Below are 21,461 nucleotides of genomic sequence, written 5' to 3'. Positions count from 1 at the left end.
GATGTAATTGTTTCATTAGTTAAGTCTATTAGATTAGATACAAGTAAAAGCGCCATCCACTACAAAGTCTGCTCCTGTAGTAAAACTGCTAGTATCCCCTGCAAGGTAAACACAAATGGATTGTAGTTCTTCCGGTCTTCCCATTCTGCCAAGAGGAGCCATTTGATTCCATTGTTCAATTAATGGTTGTAAGCTTGGGGAATTTAACGTAAGTTCTGTTCCTATGTAGCCTGGACTGATACAATTCACGCGCACATTTCTAGTCGCCCACTCTACCGCTAGAGATTTTGTCAGTTGAATGACACCTGCTTTAGAAGCATTATAAGAACACTGCGGCTGCGGTACATTTACGATATGTGCTGACATAGAAGCTGTGTTAATAATGGAACCTCCGCCTTGCTTTAACATCACTTTTCCAGCTGCTTGAGCTGTTAAAAACACTCCGGTAAGATTGATATCTATTACTTTTTTCCATTGTTCATATGTCATATCCTCAGCAGGTATATTCATGCAGATTCCAGCATTACAGAAAGCAACATCTAAACGTCCAAAGGCACTGAGTATTTTTGTAATCATAGAATCCACATCTTCAGGATTTGTGACGTCCGCTTTAATAGCAATCGCTTGAATTCCATGATTTTTTTCGAGTTCGGCAGCTGTTTTCTCTGCTTCTTCAAAATCCAAATCCACGATAGCCACATCAGCCCCTGCCTCGCAGAAAGCGGTTGCAACACTTTTGCCAATTCCTCTAGCACCGCCTGTAACGAAGATCTTCTTTCCGTCTAATCTCATTTTTTCAATAATTCCCATAAATCTATTTCCCCTTTCTATTTTGTAAAACCGTTTTATTAAATAGATTAATAAAATTAATTCACATAATATACCCACCTTATAAGACAAGTCAACCTTCCATAAAAAAACAGCGACTTATTTCACATCGATTGCATGAATTTTATGATTCGTTAGTCACATCATTTTGCTCCAAATTGTTATTTATTCGATAGCTATGTTATATTTAAAGAAATTTTATAAAAGTCGTTTGTATAATGGGGTTTAGTTATGGATCATAACATTACATTTAGGGATATAAAGAAAAGTAATTACTCATCGATTTATCATCTTATTTATCAAAATGAGAAGCTTTCAAAACAAGAAATCGCAAATCAACTTCATCTGAGTCTGCCAACGGTAACTCAAAATTTAGTTCGCTTAGAAAAGGAAAAACTGATTGAAAAGAGCGGGCAATTTGAATCCTCGGTTGGAAGACGCGCAACGGCATATGCATTATGTCCGCAGGCTCGTGTCAGCATAGGGGTTGAAATCCAAAGAAATACAATTTGTATTTCCGCAGTAGATTTGCTTGGTGTTGTTTTTCATAAAACCAATCTGTCACTTACATACACAAATGAAGAGAGTTACTTCAAACAAGTAAGTCAAGCTGTACAAGCTTTCATCTCCTCTCTTATGATCGAACAAGAGCAAGTCCTGGGTGTTGGTTTTGCAATACAAGCATTAACATCAGCAGATGGACAAAACATCACCTACGGAAAAATATTAAATTGTACGGGTCTCCACATTTCTGTTTTTTCACAGCACCTTGATTATCCTTGCCGATTTTTTCATGATGCCAAATGCGCTGCAACCACGGAACTGTGGATCAGGAAGGATATTGACGATGCTGTCTATCTGTCGATTGGTACGCATCTTGGGGGAGCCATCATTATCAATGGCCAAATTTATATGGGGAATGAAGGACATAGCGGCACGGTAGAACATATGACAATCGATCCACGTGGTTCTCTTTGCTACTGCGGAAAAACAGGATGTATGGAAACACTATGTTCTGTTAGTGCGCTATTAAAAGAAGATGAATCGTTAGAATTTTTCTTCCAGCAGTTACGTTCTGGAATCCCTTCCTATATGGAAAGATGGAATGTATTCTTAGATCATTTAGCACTATCGATTAACAACATCCATCTTGTCATTAATAGAGAATTTATTCTGGGCGGTCATATATCTCCTTACTTAACAGAACATGATATTCAACTTCTTCATGAAAAAGTTTATGAGCGCACCGCTTTTCCTAGCAATGAGTCATTTATTTATATTAGCCGTTCATCTGAGAATGGAGTTTCTAATGGTGCTGCCATCACTTTTATTCAATCCTTTTTGAATGAGATTTAAACGAAAATATGCATAAAAAAAAGTAACCTTAAATCGAAGGTTACTTTTTTCTAATTTTTCTAAGTCATTTCTTCTTCTAATTCAATTCTTCCCCGCCTCAGCTGATAAAAAAACTATTTCTCAATATCCACCTCAAACTCAAGTTCAGGAAAATAGGTTTTCATCTCATTCCCTTCCTCGTCAAACTTAACCTTCCCTTTTTCGGTGTCACTATATATATTTTGATATGGTTTGATGATAATCTTAGACGGGATCGTAGTAAAAGGTTCTAGACGAAGATCTGAAATCATTCCAGAGCTATTTGCCTGACCTCTCCCATTTCCACTAACTATTCTCAGCTCATTACCTTCATCATCATACACATCGTAACCCAAATCGTTTGTTAGCGGATCATATCTCATTCCTTCTGGAAGAACGAAATGAGTCGTGATATTTGTCGTTATTGGTGTTAATTCTACTCTTTCTAAAGTTACGGTATAGATTCCATGGGTCTTGGTCTCATTAGGAGAAATATCAACGATATCCTGTTTCGTTTTCTCAACGGGGATATGCATAACGATAGGGTCATCAAATGGTTTGACTTCTAGGTTTAATGTAAGGATGAACGAATCAGGAAAAGGTGTTCCTTCTTGATTTCGTAAATCGGAAAATTCCAAAATCACAGAATTCTCAGATGCACCAGGATGAAAAAATTTAGATATCCCACCATATTTGGGTGCATACTCGTTTATATCTCTTCCGTTGATCTGCAGCGTATAGCCGCTTAGATCTTCGTTCAGCTTTTCTTCTGCCTCGTCTGAATTATCTTGCATCGTACGTACTAGACTGAGTGATATCCTCGTGCCGTCATAGATGATTTCAGGGACCGTAAATGTGGTATCCCCTCGAGCAACACTTACATTTGGGGTATCCGCTAATTTTTTCTCTGATGCTGTCCTCAGTCCAAGATCATCCACAAATGCAAAGATACTCTTCATCCCGGGAATTTGCTGTAACGAATCGGCCATCGTTGGTGATACAAATCCGCTCCCTACAATCACCAAGACTACTGACGCTGCTGCGATCGTTGAAACCGCAATTTTCTTCCACATTTTCTTTCGCCCCCTACGCTTCATTTTAGTTTGATAGATCTCCTCCATCACCCGATCTGTAAGATCGATAGGAGCCTCTTTTTCTCGTATCATTCGGATGACCTGATCCATGGGTTCCTCTTTTTTATGTAAATGATTCTTCATACACGCAGCCCACCTTCCCCATTTCTTTTGATCAGTTTTTTACGTATACGCTCAAATTTCTTCCTCGCCGTAGCCGCCTTGATATTCATGACTTGTCCGATCTCATCATAGGAGTAGTCTTCCACTGCGCGAAGCAGCAGAATATGTTTTTCATCAAAAGAAAGATCATCCATTAGTATCTCTAATCTGTCACTGCTTTGGGTATCCTTCTTGTATGCCATTTCTGCCGAGTAAGTATTCTTAAAGAATTGGAGCAGCTCTACATCTCGGAATTTCTTTTTATTGAGATTCATACAGTGGTTGTACGCAATTTTATAAAGCCAAGCTGAAAAGGAACCGGGGCTCTTGTAACTTAGCATGTTCTCATATGCCTTAATAAAAATGTCCTGAACTGCATCCTGTGTCATTTCAGTCTGCTTTAATAAGTAATAACAATACACATAGATTTGCTTTTGATACTTCTCGACAATGACTCTATAGGGCTCAGTCTCTCCCTGCTGTATCCTCTGGATCATATGATCTAAATGTAATTGCTCACGATCGTCTGTACTGTTCCGCTGTATAGAGTTCAACAGTGCCTCTCCCTCCTTTCCATGCCTATATAACAATTCATAGTTTCGAAATGTGACATTACATTAAAATAATTCCGATAAATTCTTCACACAAAAATAAAAGCCGGAACGCATCTCTGCTCTCCGACCCTTCTCTATCCTAAATTCTACTTCTCACTCACAGGTACAACCTTGGTATCTCGATCCCATGCGGTTACAATCTCATTCTTCCGTTCTTTCAGCAGCTCTTCCTTATCGTCCCGATAGAACAAATTATAAGTATCAAAAGGAATGATCCGTCCATCAGGATGAACGATGTGGACGCAGGACTTTTTGACAGAACGTACATCAAAATTGTGCGCATCGAGGAACTGCATAATGATCACCCGGAACACGTTGTCATACGTAATCTCTTCGGGAACGGCTGCAAGCGGCAGGCAGCAGAGCAGGCTTTTCAATGATAGAGCGGAAGACTCCGGCGAGTGGCCGGTCGACAATAGCTCAAACATTTTATCTCTGATTACCGGATCTTGTTCATATATAATCGTATTGCTGTCCCCTTCGAGTAAAATGTCAGGATCAATCATTCCTGTCAGCGGAATAACTTGTCCGCCAAGCTTCAGCGCGTATCCCATTGCCAAACAGTCCGGGTGACATGGAACCGGTAAAATATCATCTTCGTCAAATACTCCCGACTGGTCAATAATCATCTGTCTCACTTCACTCACCGTCAGACGATCTGTTGCAGGGTCATATCCTTCGAGTCTGCCTGCCGCCTGAATAGGCTGAATGGTGACTCCGCGAACGGCTTTCTGCTGAAGTCCATACTGAATAATGTCACCGATCTCTCCGTCATTAAGTCCTTTTTTTAGTGTAACGACGAGTGTAGTGGAGATGTTAAATTCATTTAAATGGTCAATGGCCTGCTGGCGTATCCGTCTCAGGTCTGCGCCCCGCAGTTCTTTTAGTACATGTGCTTCAAAACTGTCGAACTGCAAATAGACCTCAAATCCAGGAGCATATTCAGATAACTGGCGAGCAAATTCCCGATCCTGTGCAATACGAATCCCATTCGTGTTCACCATAATATGCTTGATGGGCCGCGATTTACACATATCCAAAATTTCAAAAAAATCAGGATGCGTTGTCGGCTCCCCGCCGCTGATTTGCACGATGTCTGCTTCGCCTTCATTTTCGATAATACGGTCTAACATAAATTCAATCTGAGCAAGTGACCGATATGAGGTACGATGCGGGGAAGATTCTGCAAAACAGATCGGACACTGCAGGTTACAGTGATCTGTAATCTCCAGTAAGGTTAGGCAGCTATGCTGCTCATGATCTGGACATAATCCGCAGTCATAAGGGCATCCGTACTTGATCGGAGTATTCCACACGAGCGGCATTTCTGAAGGCTTAATAAACTTACGAGTCCGGTGATAATACTCCACATCGGTGGAGATCAGCACTTTCTCCGGTCCGTGAATAAGGCATCTTTTGACCATGTAGATTTTGCCGTCTTCTTCGATCACCTTGGCTTCTACTTTGCGATAACAGGTCGTACATATACTATTCGTCAGCTCATGATAGAGATAAGGACGGTTAGGCATGAAATCGTTCCTCCTGTTAAATACAGATTAGGCTTGCATATTCGAACTCGTTATATGATGATCTACCTTCTTCTTGCCATAAATAAGCCAAGCATAATAAAGCACACCAGCGATGCAAGCAAGCTGAATATTATTCAGTCCGAGGTAAGGATGAGGCGTAGGTTTGATCCATTCAATCCCCAGACGAAACAGCAGATATCCTGCCATAAACCACTGAAATATCCGCCCTGATACATACCTTACTTGAGTAGAAGTGCTACTCTTCCCGCGGCTTTGACGATACAAAGGTATGAGCAGAACAGCCAATATAATAAGAAAGAAAATTTCATAAAGCTGCGCTGGATGACGGTAAATCCCGTCTCCAAAGTCCACACCCGTAATCCATGTCGTTGGCGTACCATAGGTATGGTCGTCCAGTCCTGTCAGGAAACAGCCTATTCTTCCTATACAAAGACCGAGCATCAGCGGATACACAAAATCATCCCCCGTCGATTGGGACCAACCTACCCAGCGCTTTGTAAGTTCCACCCCGATCAGTCCTCCGAGTAACCCTCCGACAATAGTCTTTCCGCCCCATAAGAGTTGTCCTTGACTAAGATGCTCCCAGGTGGCGACCGGGTCCTCCAACCAAAACAGCAACTTGGCACCAATCGCTGCACCCAGAATCGTACCTGCTAAAATTTGCAGGCTCATCAGGGCAGACATCCCGCTCGGTCTTCGTGTCCATAGATAGACCCTAAATCCGATAAAATAGCTAAGAGACTCAAATAGTACATGAGGGTGAATCCGCAAGGACCCAAGATATAGATATACAGGAAAATCCATCGGTCCACTCCTAGATTGAGATAGTAAACTCGTATTTGTGTGTGCGAATATAGTAATGAACACTAGAGTAGTTAGAATTAGAGAAGAAGAAGAAGAAGAAGAAGAAGAAGAAGAATAACGTAATAATAACTAACATTAGTAAGATAATATCAAGGCACCGCATATCGTAATCAAGAGTATCGCAAGTCCCCCAATGATTGCTAAAATTGCAACAATGACTTGAAGAACAACATTTTTCTTGGATGTATGTACAGAAGAAACGGCTTCATTCTTGGTACACTGATCACGGCAATATCCAGTCGATGGATCATAACAGTCCTGGCACACCGGTTTCCCACATCTTCTGCACTGAGCAACTGCCTGCTTATGAGGATGGTTCATACAGAGGAATTCTGCCATTACTTCACCTCTATTGGTAAGTTTCGTTATCCATTGTAACTTTGTTTTTTGTATTATGCTAGAACGTTGTGAACTTCCATCCTTAAATGAGAAGTCCATTCTTTATTTTTTGAGAAAAGGATCGTATCCTTTCGCCCTGATAGGAGTTCACAGATTATATACCATAATAATCCATATAATGGATATACAAAACCTTTATCTCTACATACTGTAAATAAATATTCTATCTAGATACACAAAAGAACCCAAGAGATTATCCTCTTGGGTTCTATCTATTTAGCTTTAATTTTCCACCGATCTGCCTGATTTGCAGGCTCTCTCACTCATCACCAAATTCTATATATCTACTCAATACCTAACTTTAATTCATAACTACTATATGTTTTTATACCTGCTTTGCTGCATGTTGCTTCTTTATATACGAGATTTGTCCTGCATGAATTCCTGTATGATACATAAGACGTCCTACGGCTTCAAGCGGTGTAGAGTCGCCAATAGGACATTTTTTCATCTCATTCCACTCAGATTCAGGCAGCTCCGACATTCCCTCAATAAGCCAGGCTTGAGACGCCTCTAAAAACGATACAAGCTCTTCAAGCTTTGTAAATGTTTCTTTACTGCGTGTAGCCCCCCGGTGCGTATGAATAACAAGATCTTCCGGCATCGGCTTATTAAAAAACCAAGTTGCAAACATATACTCTACCTCGGCATTATGCCTGAGCATATACCCGATCGAAGTATCGTCCATTTGAAGTGCAAGTTCATCGTTAGTCAGCTGCTTTACCGTATTTAGAAAACGGCTTTGAATTGCATTCCAGACTGGCATAATCGTAGCAAATGTAGACATTTTCAGCTTTCCTCCCTTTTCTATTTCATCTCACGCTATATGATTCGTTCTTTATTTCGCAGCTGTGCTGCTGGCGTGACCATCACGGGCTACATGCTCAATCTGGTCTCCGGCAAGGTCTAGATCAAAAGCAAGACCGAAGCCTGCCACGTATCTTCCTGTCTGCGTAGTAAGCTCGAACAAGGAGAAATCGAGTCCGCGCAGCATCGTTACAAGTTTCGCTGGAAACTTCTCTTCAAACAGTGCGAATACTTCTGGATATCCCTCATTTCCCACATTTTTCGCTGTACAAGGGAAACGAGCCCGCTGTCTTGCAAATAGATTGTTCGAAACTGCCTCATCCTCAATTAACAATACATCCACTTGCGGACGTTTATCCAGATGATGATAGTGATTTGCGATGCGGCTGATATAGATGTACATTTTATTGTCGTGCGCTACAAAAGGAGCATAAGAAATGAAGGGATTCCCTTCCTCATCTAACGTACTTAACATGAGTGATCTCAGCTCACCTGTAAATTCCAAGTACTTATTTTTCACTTCTTCCATATTGATCCGATTCATATTCATCATCTTTATTCCACCTGCTCCATCCTAAATTTTATGAAGTACATGTATTCTAGGTTTTCTATCTTTCGTTAGCTCTACATCGACCTCGACGCCGTATACACTTCGGATTAATTCTAGGTTTAGTACATCCTTCGGAGTTCCGTATGCTTTTCGCTCTCCGTTCTGAATGACACATACTTTGTCGCTGTATAAGCTCGCATGGTTCAGATCGTGAAGCACCATTACTACTGTAATCCCGAGTTCCTTATTCAGTGTCTTCACAAGTTCCAGAACATCCAATTGATGCGCAATATCTAGATAGGTGGTCGGTTCATCAAGTAATAGCAATTTGGGACGCTGGGCGAGAGCCATGGCGAGCCAAGCTTTTCTTGACTCCCCGCCTGATAAGGAATGAACCAATCGGTGCTCATACCTTGTCATATTCGTCTGTTCAAGTGCCCACTGAATAATCTCACGATCCTCCTGAGTGAGTTGTTCGTACCACTTTTTATGCGGCATCCGTCCAAAACCGACCAAATCTCCAACTGTCATATCCGCAGGGCTTACATTCGATTGAGACAGCATACATAGCTGCTTCGCCACTTCTCGGACATTCATTTTCTGGAGTTCCTTACCCTCAATGGTCACTCCGCCGCTTGCGTAAGGAATAAGGCCGGATATACTTTTGAGCAGTGTTGATTTCCCTGACCCATTCGGTCCGATGATGGAGACAACTTCTCCTTTTTGAACGGTAAGCGACAGGTTCTGAACAATTGGCCGTTCTCCGTAATGTACATGTACCGATTCTACTTGCAGCAATGCTATGCCCCTCCTTTACGCATCAGATAGAGAAAATAAGGCCCTCCTACCATCGCCATTACAATGCCCGCCGGAATTTCAAGCGGACTAAACATCGATCTGCCGATGGTATCGGCTACAATCAATACGACAGCTCCCAGCGCTAAGCTAAAAGGCAGGCTGTATTTATAATCCGAACCGATCATCATACGTGCCATATGTGGAACGATGAGACCAACAAAGCCGACAAGTCCAACCATGGAGACGGAGACAGAAGCAAGAAAGACAGCAACAAAAGAAAGCGTAATCCGCACCCGATTTATATTTTGACCAAGGTTATGCGCTGCTTGTTCTCCAAGCCTTAAAATATTCGCCTGCCGTATGCATAGAAGTGCCATGATCCATCCCGCTGCAGAATAAGGTAGAATTGTCAGCACCGCATCCATTCCTTTTCCGGATAAACTCCCGTTCATCCAGGAGAGCGCAGCGGGTAACTTGTCACTGTAGAGAATAGATAGTAGTCCAATAACCCCGCCAAAGACGGCATTGACTGCTACCCCTGATAAAATAATGCGAATAGGCGTTATCCCCTGTGTCTTGGTCCAAGCCCATCCATAAACCATTGCCGCAGCAATCCCTCCGCCGACAATAGCTGCAATGGGAATAAGCGAGGATAACTCCGGTTTCACCAGCATGATAAAAAGTACAGTAACAGCAGCACCGCTGGAAACCCCAGTCAGTCCAGGGTCTGCCAGCGGATTATGCATTACGGCTTGAAGCAGCGCACCCGATACTGCTAGATTAGCCCCGATGATGAGTGCGAGGATCACGCGGGGAATACGTATATTCCATAGGATGGTGTTCCACTGTTCACTTCCCGATCCGGTTAAAGTCTGAAGGACCTCTGCAGGAGACAACCTCACGCTTCCGATACCTATCGCAAGAATAATAATGATCAGTAAGATGAGATACGTAATTGCAAGAAGAAACTTCCGGCTTCTCTGCTGCCCTATTGTATTCACAAGCTCATAATCCTCCTATTCCCCGTACAAAACGGAGGAAAGTGCTTTATAAGCGTCAGGCGTTTTGGATAGGGAAGCAACACCAAACAAGTTGTAATCCAGTGTTTTCATTTTTCCATTCTTGAAGGCACTCATTTTCTCCCATGCGCCGTTCTTCTTCACATCTTCTTCAAACTTCTTCGCTACCGCTTCAGCATCTCCGTGAGCCACAAGTAAAATCACGTCCGGATTCGCTTCTACTACACTTTCCATATTAAAAGGAACATACGTCTCGGTGGACTGCATTGTATCCGTAAGTACATTCGTTGCTCCTAGATTTCTAGCGAGACTGCCAGCAAATGTATCTTCATTCATCAGCATGAGATAATCTGTGGAACCGAATAAGAACATAACAGTGGGTGCATCTTTTCCTTCTACTGATTTCACAATTTCCGATTCCTGTTCAGCAAAAGAACTCAGCACCTTCTCTGCCTCGGCTTCTTTATCATAGAGACGTCCTATGGCAACCAGTGAAGCTTTGAGACCATCTAATGAATCAACGGGGAGGTATGCTCCCTTCAATCCGGATGGCTTCAGCATTTTTTCAATGCTGTCTTTAATTGATTCAGGTGACAGGATTGCATCCGGCGTAAGGCTTGCGATCACTTCGAGATCCGGCTGATGAGAAGACCCGACTTTCTGTACATCTTGGTAAGCTGCTGGCAGTTCACTTTGTGTGGTCGGTACACCTTCTAGCGACAATCCTAAGTCATTAAATAATTCTGTGATGGCTACTGACAAAGTTACGGTCGTACTCGGTGTTTTATTATCGAATTGAGACAAAATTTCGTCTACTAGCGCTTCGTCTACCGCAACCGTTGCAGCAGCTTCATCTGCTGCTGGAGTAGTATCTTCCGATCCCGTTGTTACTGTTGTATCTGCGGCTGCTTGCTGCTGAGCATCCGAACTGGTTTCACTGCCGGCCCCTTCCTGATTCCCACACGCCACCATAACAACCATGGTTAAAGCGATAATTCCTAACTTCAACGACGAAACCTTCTTCATACCTTCATGCCCCCTGATTTATTGTTATCTCTCTATGTAGACGAGTAATTGATAATGATTATCATTATATGTTGGTTGATAATGGTTATCAATGGACTTTTTCCGGCTGCCCATGGATTTTTTTGTGACAGAGTCAGAGCAATACAATGGGTAAACCTATTTGCTCATCCATCTCTTTAAAACACTTTGAATTGACAAATCGAACTTTATCGATTTATAATATGAAAATGGACAAGTTAACTATTTTTAAATCACTTTCAAATGAGGCTCGATTGCAAATTTTAGATTGGCTGAAAGATCCTTTTGCTCACTTTGATCCACAAGAAGGGATTGATTTAGTCGAAGTTGGTGTGTGTGTTAGTCAAATAACGAATAAGTTAAACATGACTCAATCTACTGCTTCTCAATACCTTTCAACCCTACAAAAAGCTGGTTTAATTAAATCAACACGAATAGGTAAGTGGACATATTACAAAAGAGATGAAGAAGTTATTAAAAATCTCGGTATATTCATTCAAACAGAACTATAATAACCAACCAAATTCTATAACGGAGTTTGGTTGTTATTATAGCTTACATATCGATAATTCTTAATTTGTAAATTTGTTAGATGCGGATTTAAGTAATATTTCTTGTTACATATTGATTATTTAATATACGAAAAGAGGAACTGATGATGAAAGCATGGCAAAAACAAGGCATAGGATTAGAAAACCTTAAACTAGTAGAGGTAGAGACCCCTAAACCAGGTCCTAATCAAATATTGATTCAAGTGAAAGCTGTATCCCTTAATTTCCGTGACAAATCCATCATGGATGGCGATTATTTACCAGACTTAATGAGCAAGCCTTTCATACCTGTATCAGATGCGGTAGGTATTGTTGTAAGTGTTGGTTCAGAAGTAACCCAGTTTAAAGTGGGGGACCGCGTTGTTTCGCACCTGTATACAAAATGGGTTGATGGAGCACCAAGCGAAGACTATGCGCCAACAGCTGTCGGTGGACCGAATGATGGTGGACTTGCGGAATATATGTTGTTAGAAGAGTATGCAGCAGTAATGGCACCAGCTAATTTAACTGATGAAGAGGCTTCTACACTCCCAATTGCAGCACTAACCGTGTGGTTTTCTTTAGTGGAATACGGTAAAATTAAAGCCGGTGATACTGTACTTGTTCTAGGAACAGGTGGTGTATCCGTCTATGCGACTCAAATCGCCTCTGCATTAGGTGCAAGAGTAATTGTTACAACGAGCAGTGATGCAAAAGGCGAACGAGTAAAAGAGTTAGGCGCCAAAGAAGTCATCAACTATGTAAAAACACCGGATTGGGAAAAAGAAGTATTAAAACTTACGAACGGTAAAGGTGCTGAGCATATTTTAGAAGTTGTTGGCGGAGATAGCATTAACCGTTCGATCGAAGCACTTGCACTACAGGGGCATATTTATATTGTTGGTTTCCTAAAGAGCATGATGGCGGAAGTGAATTTATTCGCATTATTAGCGAAGCAAGCACGTATTCAAGGTATCTATGTTGGTCACCGTAAAGCATTTGATGAGATGAATAAAGCCTTTAATGAACTCAATATTCATCCAGTAATCGACACAGTATACTCCTTCGACGAGGCGATCCAAGCTTATGAGCATCTAGGCCGTGGTGCCTTTGGTAAAATTGTCATTAAAGTTTCTGAATAATTCAAATCTAGATGAATCCTTTGTTCCGTTGAACATTGAACTAAAGATTTTTAGTAAAACCATAGCATCATCAGCACAAAAAACTTCTAACGATAGATTCGTTAGAAGTTTTTTGTCGTTTATTTCACCTATTTTTTATACTTAATTATGCTGAGAGCTGCTTCACGATTAAATACTTCTTCCCATTTCTTATCGGTTCCTATTGAAACTCCTTCAGTAGCCCAATCTTTTGGCTTCTCAAGCTGATCATAGGCTTCCATAAGCCGCTTGTTAGCATGAATAACAGCTTCTCTCTTCTGTGATTTCAAGATTTTATTATCATGGTAACCAAGGAAATGTTGCTTAAAAATCCCTCTCGCTGCGGTAAGCGAATACTCCTGATTAGCCCCGCCCCATACCTTGTCAGCCTGGTCATCTCGCTGGCCATCGTCTTCCCAGCCGCACAGTATACAAACCTCGTATCCATAATCTTGGATTTCCAGTGTAGGATAACCACAACATGGACAAGGGAATCTCTTCGGCTCTATTTCCTCTTCATCATGGTCATCGAACTCCTCATCCTCCATCCACTTCGCTGCCTCTCTTCTAGAAGATATTTCTGTATCAATCACTAGTGGAAGCCAGAGAAACGTACCTATTAGAAAATGAACAACCTTACTCCCCTTTTTGCCAACCATTTGATTCATTTCTTCCATATAAACATGCGTTTCATTCCGGGCCTTATTCATTACTGTAAAATACTCATCCTCTTCATCCATCTCATTCCTCAGTAACTCAGAAAGTTCTTTTGACATAAAGCGATAAGCGTAAATAATACCTATTAATATGTACACACAAACTACAATTACAATCCACTTGATAACCAATATCCTAATTCCCCCTGGTGATTATTCATGCTGCGCTAACATTCTAACCGAAACTTGGTCATATTCACCATGAATAAAATGGAATTGCTTATTAAAAGGTCCTCGCTTAGGACCTTCATAGTACCGGTGCCAGCCTCTATTTCCCTTCTTATGTCGATGTTCTAGACCGTCATTATTTGCCCTAGAGCACAGAATGATCAACACAAAAAAACCATCCTTCAGCTATAGCCGAAAGGATGGTTTCTTTTCTCTAGTGCTGTTCGTGAAGCACGAACTGAGCAATATTTTTACAATGATCTCCGATACGTTCAAGGTTCGTTAGCAAGTCCAAATAAATGGTTCCTGCACTGCTTGAGCATATGTTTTGGTTTAGACGAATGATGTGATTTTTTCGGAATACAACTTCAAGGTCATCTAATTTTCTTTCCAGTTCCAAAACGGTGTTAGCTGCATCGGTATCCTGTCCTTCTAGTGCTACAAGTGCCTTCTCTACCGTCTGATCTGCTACTTCCATCATTTCTTGCAGCTCTTTCGTAGCCGCTTCCGAGAACAAAATCTTGTGGTTAATGCTAAACTCCGCAAGCTCTACTACATTCTCTGCATGGTCGCCGATTCGCTCAATATCACTAACCGTTTGGAACCAGCCAGAAGCTTTTTCCGACTCACCTGCTGGCAGTCCGTTCTTTTGGTGAATGCGAATAATATATTCCGTGATTTTGCGATTCAGTTCATTAATAAGCTCTTCCTTTTGCAAGGCAAGGTCGGCATACTTCGTATCCCGATCAAAGAAATACTTCGTCGCATCCTGCAAAGACTCTCTGGCATACTGGCCCATGCGCACAATCTCATGCTGAGCTTGTCCTAGCGCCACAGCTGGTGTTGCAAGCAGACGATCATCAAGATAGATCGGTTTAAACTGAATTTCTTCCATCTTGCCTGGAATGAACTTCGTAGCAATCCATGCCAATACAGGAATCAGCGGCAGGAAGATGAGGGTATTCGTCACGTTAAATAATCCATGGGCATACGCAATCTGCATCCGAATATTCACGCCTTCTCCTAGCCATAGCACGACCCAGAGTACGACAGGCAGTAGGAGCATGAAGATAATCGCTCCGCAAACGTTAAAAATAACATGCACTAAAGCAGTACGTTTTGCTGCGATGGAAGCACCAATCGATGCGAGTACTGCCGTAATTGTTGTGCCGATATTGTCACCGAAAAGAATCGGCAAAGATCCACCGAGACTAATCATCCCTTCATCTGCGATAGTCTGAAGAATCCCAATCGTGGCACTAGAGCTCTGTACAATCATCGTAAAGATGGTACCCACGACAAGACCCAACACAGGCTGGTCTGCCATTTGAATCATAAAATCAGTAAAAGCCGGCAATTCCCTAAGCGGTTTTACCCCACCGCTCATCGTAGATAATCCGAGAAACAACATCCCAAATCCAAAGATGACTTGACCAATGTATTGAAATCTCTTTTTATTCAGGAAAAATAAAAAGAAGGCACCTACTGCAATAATAGGCAACGCATACTCTTCAATTTTGATCCCGACAATAAAAGCAGTCATGGTTGTACCGATATTGGCACCAAGTACAACCCCAATTGCTTGTCTAAGTGTCATAAGTCCAGCGTTTACAAGTCCAATTGCCATTACCGTCGTCCCTGAAGAGGACTGAATTAAACAGGTAACGATAACTCCGACTAGAACGCCCAATATAGGATTTGTGGTGTACTTTTCCAAAATCCCGCGCATTTTGTCTCCGGCCGATTTTTGTAGTCCGTCTGACATAAATTTGATACCAAACAGAAAGATGCCGAGTCCCCCGACAAACTTAAACAATATCTCTTGCCAATCCAATATATGAAAGCCTCCCTCAGTTATTGGTCGTCCAAACCTTTTTTAATTTATCATACTCACGAATCGAAATGAATAATTCAAGTTTAGACATTTTATGATAATTTTAGTACAGGACAAGGAAAATATTTAATATTTCAGATCTGGATGTGACAGATGTTATTGCATACAAAAAGAGAGCTGATTGCTCAGCCCTCTCGGGTGGAAACTATGAATTAAATCAATTTGCGGCGATACCATTTATCTCCACGGAACCGATACCAGAATATTACTCCACGGACACTCCATTCAGTGACCATGGCAATCCATACCCCCATGATGCCAAGTCCAAGCGTAATTCCGAGAAAATATCCTAAGAATACACGGAGAACCCACATCGACAGTAAAGATGTTAAGGAGGTAAAGTTTGAATCCCCAGCCGCACGCAGTGCAGAAGGAAGGATAAAACTAATTGACCAGAAAATCGGCTGAATAATCGCAATCAGCAGTGTGAGTGCAAAGATATCGGGTACAATCTCAGCCGGCGGCGAGAATAAGCCGACGATGAATGGAAACAGCGGAATGATAATAGCAGCTACCAAAATAAAGAACGCAGTCGACAAACCAATAAATGACTTAATAAATTTCCTTGCGTCCGGGATACCCCCATTACCAATACACTGCCCAACAACCGTGACAACGGCGATACTAAGCGCGCTGCCCCCAATTTGGAACAGTAGCGATATGGAACCGCTGATTGCATTCACAGTAATCGCTAAAGTCCCAAGCTGAACAATAAACGTCTGAGTGAGCAGTTTCCCCCCATTAAAGAACATCTGCTCAGCGGCAAATGGAATTCCAACCGCCATAATCCTTTTGAGGATCGAAAAATCCAGTTTTAGCGCTTCTTTGATCTTGTATTTTAAAGTCTGATTTATTTTGATCAAATAATACATCGAGATACACATGCCCAGCACCCGTGCTGTGATCATGGAAATAACGAGACCCATAATCCCCATATCAAATACAGTAATGAGCAAAATATTCAGTCCAAGATACGTAAGGTTCATGATGAGTGACAATCCTAGGCAAGCCTTTGTCTCCGCTACCCCGCGAAGGACACCGGTTACGGCCTGAAATATCGCAATAAACGGATAAGAAATACAGCTGCCTATAAGAAAGACTCGAGCATTCTCGAATACTTCTGCTTCCGCCTTACCAAATAACAAATTAAGAATAGGGGTATGAAAAGTAATAACCAGCCCGCATATGACTACGGAAAGGATTGCTACTGCCGTAATGGCTTGTGTAGCTGATTTCGATACCATCTCGTCATTACCGCTCCCCTTATACTGAGCAACAATGACTGTTCCCCCTGTGGCTACCGCAACAAATACGTTAACGAGGAAAATATTGATCGAATCGACCATACTTACGGCACTTACCGCAGCAACGCCGGATGATGCAATCATCGCTGTATTTAACAGGGCCATTAAAATAATAAAAGCCTGATCCACAAATATCGGGATAATAATCGCGATAATTTGCCTGAAATCAAGCGTCTTTCCAGTAAAATATTTATTCAAGAAGGTATTAGATTTTTCTTTATACATAGGAAGTGGATTACTCAAAGGATAATCATCTCTTTTTCATTGTATTTACAACATCGCCCAATAGTATAGCATGATTTTGTGAGTATGGGTTGTGAAGTATTTCTTTTTTATGATAATGATTGCAGAAGGTCCAGTTTTCGACTATAATTTCATTATTCCAATAAAAGTAAACAGGTGTTCATTAATGCAAATTTTAAAAGAAGAAATCCGAAATAATATTTTGAGCGCAGCCCTATCTGAATTCGAACAATACGGGTATGCACAGTCCTCAATGAGACGAATTGCGACCGCAGCGGGAATAACAACAGGTAACATTTATCGCTATTTTAAAAACAAGGATGATCTATTCCAGGCACTGATGGGAAGCGCACATGAGCAGTTTATTTCGTACACCATCGCAGTTAAAGAAGAAATAGACAAAACCTTTACCATCCATAGTGACGAAGTATTTGAGTATATCAAGATGGTGGATGAGACCATTGTAGAACTGCTGAAAGACTCAAGTACGGAGATCAAAATCTTATTAACTTTAAGTGAAGGTTCAGCTTATGCATCGGCAAAACAGGATCTTATTGCAATTGTCATTCAGATTCTGGAGAAGGTATTCACCGTCACCCGGGAAACAACGGATTTAGATCCCAAGGATCGATTGTCTATTCAGATGCTAGCCGTCACCATCATTGAAGGGATATGCCTGATTCTCCGCGATCACCGGGATGGAGAAACTATTAAATATCTTGTTGATGAGCTGCTGCAAGTGTTCTCCGTGGGGATTGCGGAGAAAATTAGTTGTGGTAATCGCAATTCTTTTGATCATCTTACTTAGTGATAAAAAGAATTGCGGTACTCCTAAACGATAGTTCATCTCTGCTGAGTGAATTATTGTTTAGGATTATCTCCAATCCAATGGGTCCTCCTCTGCCGAGCGGATAATTGGGTTGGAGTCCAATCTTTTGGATTCACCTCTACAGAGTGACTAATAGATTGGGAGAAATCCCAATCTTTTGGTCCGCCTCTACAGAGTGACTAATGGATTGGGAGAAATCCCAATCTTTTGGTACGCCTCTACAGAGTGAATGAAGGATTGGGAGAAATCCCAATCCTTTGGCTCACCTCAGCTGAGTAAATAATCAATTGAAAGTACATCTCTTTTTTTAGCATTATAATGAACGCCTGTTTACTAATGTTTTGTACCTCAAGCAATGCCACTATTCCATGATCAAGGGAGATAATGTTCGAATGCAAAAGATACTAAAGTGGCGCTGGCTTATTCTAGCCATTTGGCTGGTTAGCGCAATCTTACTCACCGTATTTCAGCCAGATGTCAACGCGATCCTACATGAAAGAGGCCAAGATCCGCTCACCAAAGATAGTCCCTCCAAAGTAGCAAGTGAGCTATTAAAGGAAATGACAGGAGATCAAGGCACCAGCGATATTATTGTTTTTCATAATGAAAATAAACTGTCTGATACGGATCTGACTCAGATTGAAACAGGTATAGAAAACATACGAGATCATAGTGCTGAACTCGGTGTGCATGATATGATCGACCCTTTCTCTACCCCAGAGGCGAAATCCTCTCTTCTCTCGGAGAATGGGACGACCCTTATGGTCAGCTTCAGTCTCGATAAAGGAGATCGTGAAGTTGCCGTCATTAAGGAACAGCTTGAGCAAGAACTAGCTGACGTAGATACTGATTTTTATCTAAGCGGTGAAGATTTTATTCAGAACGATTATTTGGAAGCTACGACGGCAGGTGTAGAAAAAAGTGCTTTGCTGACCGTTATTTTCATTCTAGCTGTACTTATTATTATGTTCCGTTCACTGCTCATTCCGTTTATCTCGCTGCTAACGGTAGGGATTACATATCTCGTATCCATGGGCATTGCAGCACAAATTATTGAAAAGCTGAATTTCCCGGTCACCAGTGTAACGCAGATGCTCCTTGTCCTCATTCTGTTTGGGATCGGTACCGACTACAACATTCTTCTATTTAATCGATTTAAAGAGGAACTTGCTCACGGTGCAACGATTGATGAAGCTATCTTCACTACGTTCCGAACCGCAGGCAAAACCATTCTCTACAGTACATTAACCGTATTTATTGCGTTTGCTGCACTAAGTTTCTCAAACTTTGGAATTTACAAATCTGCGAACGTGGTTGCCATTGGTGCGATCGTATTAATTGTGCAGATTTATACCTTGACCCCCTTCTTTATGAAGACACTTGGGGAAAAATTATTCTGGCCTGCCAAACAAAATAACGGCCATAAAGACAGCAAGTTCTGGACCAAGCTTGCTACGATTTCAGTAAAATATCCGGTGATTACCACCGCACTTATTATCGTCATCATGATTCCCGTTCTCATGTTCAGCAAACAGACGTTGTCCTTCGACCAGCTAAAAGAACTCGGGAACGGCTACCCTTCGACCAAGGGATTCAGCCTCGTCGCAGAAAACTTTAGTGAAGGTCAGGCTCTGCCTACCAATGTAGTCATACAAAATGATGAGCCGATGGATAACAATAATGCCCTGGCTGTAATTGATGCGGTTACCCACTCCCTTAATCAGCTTGAAGGTGTAGACAGCGTATCCAGTGTAACGCAGCCACAATTCGAGGAAATTCCGGATTTGTATACGGATAGCCAGACCTCAGCTATAACGGATGGTATCTCTGCTTCAAAGGATGGGGTCGATCAGATTCAAGATGGACTTTCACAGATGGAAGCAGGACTTACGGCGCCTGACTTCTCCGAAGTAGATCAGCTGGTCTCCAGTTCGGGTGAGATTACATCTGGCTATCAGCAACTGACAGATGCGGTGAAAGAACTTGGAGGCGGTATTAGTGATGGTGCTACCGGAGCTACCGGACTTTCTTCCGGAATTACCGAGATTCGTAGCGGCCTTTCATCCATACAAAAGAGCTCTGTAGAAGTCTCAAGTGGACTCCGTGAGATCCAGAAACAATATACGGCGCTTGGCAGTGGATATGAATCACTAGCGAAGCAGCTGCCCGGCATTCAGCAAGGGATGACAGGGATTAACGGACTGATCACTGCCCTCGGCGCTTCCCACAGTGAACTTGCGTCAGATGATACTTATGTACAGCTGAAGACACAGGGTGCAGCACTCGAAGGCGGCATTGCCCAGTGGGCTGGAGGGTTAACACAGCTCAACACGAATTATGAAAAGTTAAATAGCGCCTTTACACAAGCTACTGGTGGTCTAGATCAGATTAACAGCGCTCAGGGGAAGATTCTCAGCGGGCTCAAGGAATTAGAAAATGGAGCAAAACAGCTGAGCTCTGGACTGAATCAAGGCGCTAGCGGCGCGGATGAAATTGCTGCTAATATGAATAAATTAAATGATGCTTTAGCTAAAGTGAATCAGGGGCAAGAAGAACTGAGTAACGGTTTATCTCAGTTTTCGGGCGGTCTAACTTCATTAAAAGATGGACTTCATCAAAGTGGAAATGGACTTGAAGATATTTCGGAGGGACTTGGAAAAACCAACGAATTCCTGACGCAATTCGAATCTTCTAAAACATTCTTCATTCCTAGAGAAGCGCTCGAAGGAGAAGATTTTGCCCAGGTACTCGATAATTTCATGTCCGAAGATCGTAAAATTACGAAATTGATGGTTATTTTAAATGATGATCCTTATTCCAAGAAAGCGATGGACACCATTGAAGAGATTAACGATACCGTTGCTTCGGGACTTAAAGGAACTGTACTAGACGGAGCGGTATTTGGAGCAGCAGGACCAAGCTCGACAACCTATGACACCAATAAAGTACAGCTTGAGTCATTTAACGGAACAGCAGTGATCGTGATTATCGGTGTATTCCTTGTACTGCTGTTTGTGATTCGTTCAATTCTGCCATCCATCTATATTGTATTATCTCTGATTGTCTCTTACTTTGTTGCCATGGCTGCAACGAACCTGGTTACTTATCAGATACTCGGTGCTGACGGCGTATCATCCTTTGTTCCCTTCTTCTCCTTCATCATTATTGTGGCGGTCGGCGTCGATTACAGTATTTTCTTCATGATGCGCTATAAAGAATACGGGGAACTGGATCCTGCAAAAGCACTCGTGGAATCAGCCAAAAATATCGGCGGCGTCATCATCTCCGCCATGATTATACTCGGTGGTACCTTTGCCACACTCATCCCATCAGGACTTGTTCTGCTGATTGAACTAGCTTCTGCCGTCATTGCGGGTCTTCTTGTACTCTGCTTCATCTTACTTCCGATGCTGGTACCTGCTTTAATTATGTTACCTAACGCATTCAGCAAGAGAAAGAACACAGCTTCAAATGAGAAGTCCACGTTTCACCAGTAATGTTATATAGTTGTTAAAAGAAGCAGGTGCCTATCATA

General features: G+C 42.0%; 19 protein-coding genes. 5 read left to right on the top strand and 14 right to left on the bottom strand.

Annotation, left to right across the window (positions count from 1 at the left end; all coding sequences use genetic code 11):
* Positions 1-33: 33 nt before the first annotated feature.
* A complete protein-coding gene (locus tag H9647_RS18975) occupies positions 34-810 on the bottom strand; it encodes an SDR family oxidoreductase (RefSeq protein ID WP_191802901.1) in 777 nt (258 codons plus the stop codon).
* A 249-nt stretch (positions 811-1,059) separates the two neighbouring features.
* On the opposite strand from H9647_RS18975, the gene H9647_RS18970 reads away from it, so the two are divergent.
* The gene (locus tag H9647_RS18970) at positions 1,060-2,184 is read left to right on the top strand and encodes an ROK family transcriptional regulator (RefSeq protein WP_191802899.1); all 1,125 of its coding nucleotides are present in this window, start codon (positions 1,060-1,062) and stop codon (positions 2,182-2,184) included.
* Between the two features lie 113 nt (positions 2,185-2,297).
* Here H9647_RS18970 and H9647_RS18965 read toward each other — a convergent pair whose 3' ends face one another.
* The 10 genes from H9647_RS18965 to H9647_RS18920 all read right to left on the bottom strand — a co-directional run bounded on the left by H9647_RS18965 (position 2,298) and on the right by H9647_RS18920 (position 11,064).
* Positions 2,298-3,419, bottom strand: a complete 1,122-nt coding sequence (locus H9647_RS18965; protein ID WP_191802897.1) for a DUF4179 domain-containing protein — start codon at positions 3,417-3,419, stop codon at positions 2,298-2,300.
* A complete protein-coding gene (locus tag H9647_RS18960) occupies positions 3,416-3,991 on the bottom strand; it encodes an RNA polymerase sigma factor (RefSeq protein WP_191802895.1) in 576 nt (191 codons plus the stop codon). The genes H9647_RS18965 and H9647_RS18960 overlap by 4 nt, the downstream gene beginning before the upstream one ends.
* A gap of 146 nt (positions 3,992-4,137) precedes the next feature.
* Positions 4,138-5,580: a radical SAM protein gene (locus tag H9647_RS18955; protein ID WP_191802893.1), complete on the bottom strand. Its 1,443-nt coding sequence runs from the start codon at positions 5,578-5,580 to the stop codon at positions 4,138-4,140.
* Positions 5,581-5,607: 27 nt separating this feature from the next.
* Positions 5,608-6,405, bottom strand: a complete 798-nt coding sequence (locus H9647_RS18950) for a prolipoprotein diacylglyceryl transferase (RefSeq protein ID WP_191802891.1) — start codon at positions 6,403-6,405, stop codon at positions 5,608-5,610.
* A 135-nt stretch (positions 6,406-6,540) separates the two neighbouring features.
* Entirely contained in the window at positions 6,541-6,903 is a 363-nt protein-coding gene (locus H9647_RS18945; RefSeq protein ID WP_225229412.1) for a B-box zinc finger protein, read from the bottom strand.
* A gap of 286 nt (positions 6,904-7,189) precedes the next feature.
* Positions 7,190-7,651 (bottom strand): DinB family protein, encoded by a 462-nt coding sequence (locus H9647_RS18940; RefSeq protein WP_225229411.1) that lies wholly within the window; start codon positions 7,649-7,651, stop codon positions 7,190-7,192.
* Positions 7,652-7,702: 51 nt separating this feature from the next.
* Positions 7,703-8,224: a HugZ family pyridoxamine 5'-phosphate oxidase gene (locus tag H9647_RS18935; RefSeq protein ID WP_318245342.1), complete on the bottom strand. Its 522-nt coding sequence runs from the start codon at positions 8,222-8,224 to the stop codon at positions 7,703-7,705.
* A gap of 21 nt (positions 8,225-8,245) precedes the next feature.
* Positions 8,246-9,019 (bottom strand): ABC transporter ATP-binding protein, encoded by a 774-nt coding sequence (locus H9647_RS18930; protein ID WP_191802889.1) that lies wholly within the window; start codon positions 9,017-9,019, stop codon positions 8,246-8,248.
* Positions 9,020-9,021: 2 nt separating this feature from the next.
* The gene (locus H9647_RS18925; RefSeq protein WP_191803094.1) at positions 9,022-10,011 is read right to left on the bottom strand and encodes an iron ABC transporter permease; all 990 of its coding nucleotides are present in this window, start codon (positions 10,009-10,011) and stop codon (positions 9,022-9,024) included.
* Between the two features lie 24 nt (positions 10,012-10,035).
* Positions 10,036-11,064, bottom strand: a complete 1,029-nt coding sequence (locus H9647_RS18920) for a helical backbone metal receptor (RefSeq protein WP_191802887.1) — start codon at positions 11,062-11,064, stop codon at positions 10,036-10,038.
* 227 nt (positions 11,065-11,291) lie between these two features.
* On the opposite strand from H9647_RS18920, the gene H9647_RS18915 reads away from it, so the two are divergent.
* Positions 11,292-11,594, top strand: a complete 303-nt coding sequence (locus H9647_RS18915) for an ArsR/SmtB family transcription factor (RefSeq protein ID WP_191803092.1) — start codon at positions 11,292-11,294, stop codon at positions 11,592-11,594.
* 143 nt (positions 11,595-11,737) lie between these two features.
* The gene (locus H9647_RS18910) at positions 11,738-12,754 is read left to right on the top strand and encodes a zinc-dependent alcohol dehydrogenase family protein (RefSeq protein WP_225229410.1); all 1,017 of its coding nucleotides are present in this window, start codon (positions 11,738-11,740) and stop codon (positions 12,752-12,754) included.
* A 128-nt stretch (positions 12,755-12,882) separates the two neighbouring features.
* Here H9647_RS18910 and H9647_RS25845 read toward each other — a convergent pair whose 3' ends face one another.
* The 3 genes from H9647_RS25845 to H9647_RS18895 all read right to left on the bottom strand — a co-directional run bounded on the left by H9647_RS25845 (position 12,883) and on the right by H9647_RS18895 (position 17,079).
* A complete protein-coding gene (locus H9647_RS25845; protein ID WP_225229409.1) occupies positions 12,883-13,620 on the bottom strand; it encodes a CPCC family cysteine-rich protein in 738 nt (245 codons plus the stop codon).
* A gap of 250 nt (positions 13,621-13,870) precedes the next feature.
* Complete coding sequence (locus tag H9647_RS18900; RefSeq protein ID WP_191802885.1) at positions 13,871-15,490, bottom strand: Na/Pi cotransporter family protein; 1,620 nt, start codon at positions 15,488-15,490, stop codon at positions 13,871-13,873.
* A 212-nt stretch (positions 15,491-15,702) separates the two neighbouring features.
* Positions 15,703-17,079 (bottom strand): MATE family efflux transporter, encoded by a 1,377-nt coding sequence (locus H9647_RS18895; protein ID WP_191802883.1) that lies wholly within the window; start codon positions 17,077-17,079, stop codon positions 15,703-15,705.
* 184 nt (positions 17,080-17,263) lie between these two features.
* Between H9647_RS18895 and H9647_RS18890 the strand changes: the two genes are divergently transcribed.
* Positions 17,264-17,905 carry a TetR/AcrR family transcriptional regulator gene (locus tag H9647_RS18890; RefSeq protein ID WP_191802881.1) on the top strand — a complete coding sequence of 214 codons (642 nt, stop codon included), beginning with the start codon at positions 17,264-17,266 and terminating at the stop codon, positions 17,903-17,905.
* Positions 17,906-18,318: 413 nt separating this feature from the next.
* Complete coding sequence (locus H9647_RS18885) at positions 18,319-21,423, top strand: MMPL family transporter (RefSeq protein WP_191802879.1); 3,105 nt, start codon at positions 18,319-18,321, stop codon at positions 21,421-21,423.
* Positions 21,424-21,461 lie beyond the last annotated feature (38 nt).

Origin of the sequence: Paenibacillus gallinarum, assembly GCF_014836635.1 — a bacterium.
GTDB classification, from domain to species: Bacteria; Bacillota; Bacilli; order Paenibacillales; family Paenibacillaceae; genus Paenibacillus; species Paenibacillus gallinarum.
Note: the sequence above shows the minus strand (reverse complement) of the source record. Positions and strands in the feature narration are given on the sequence as shown.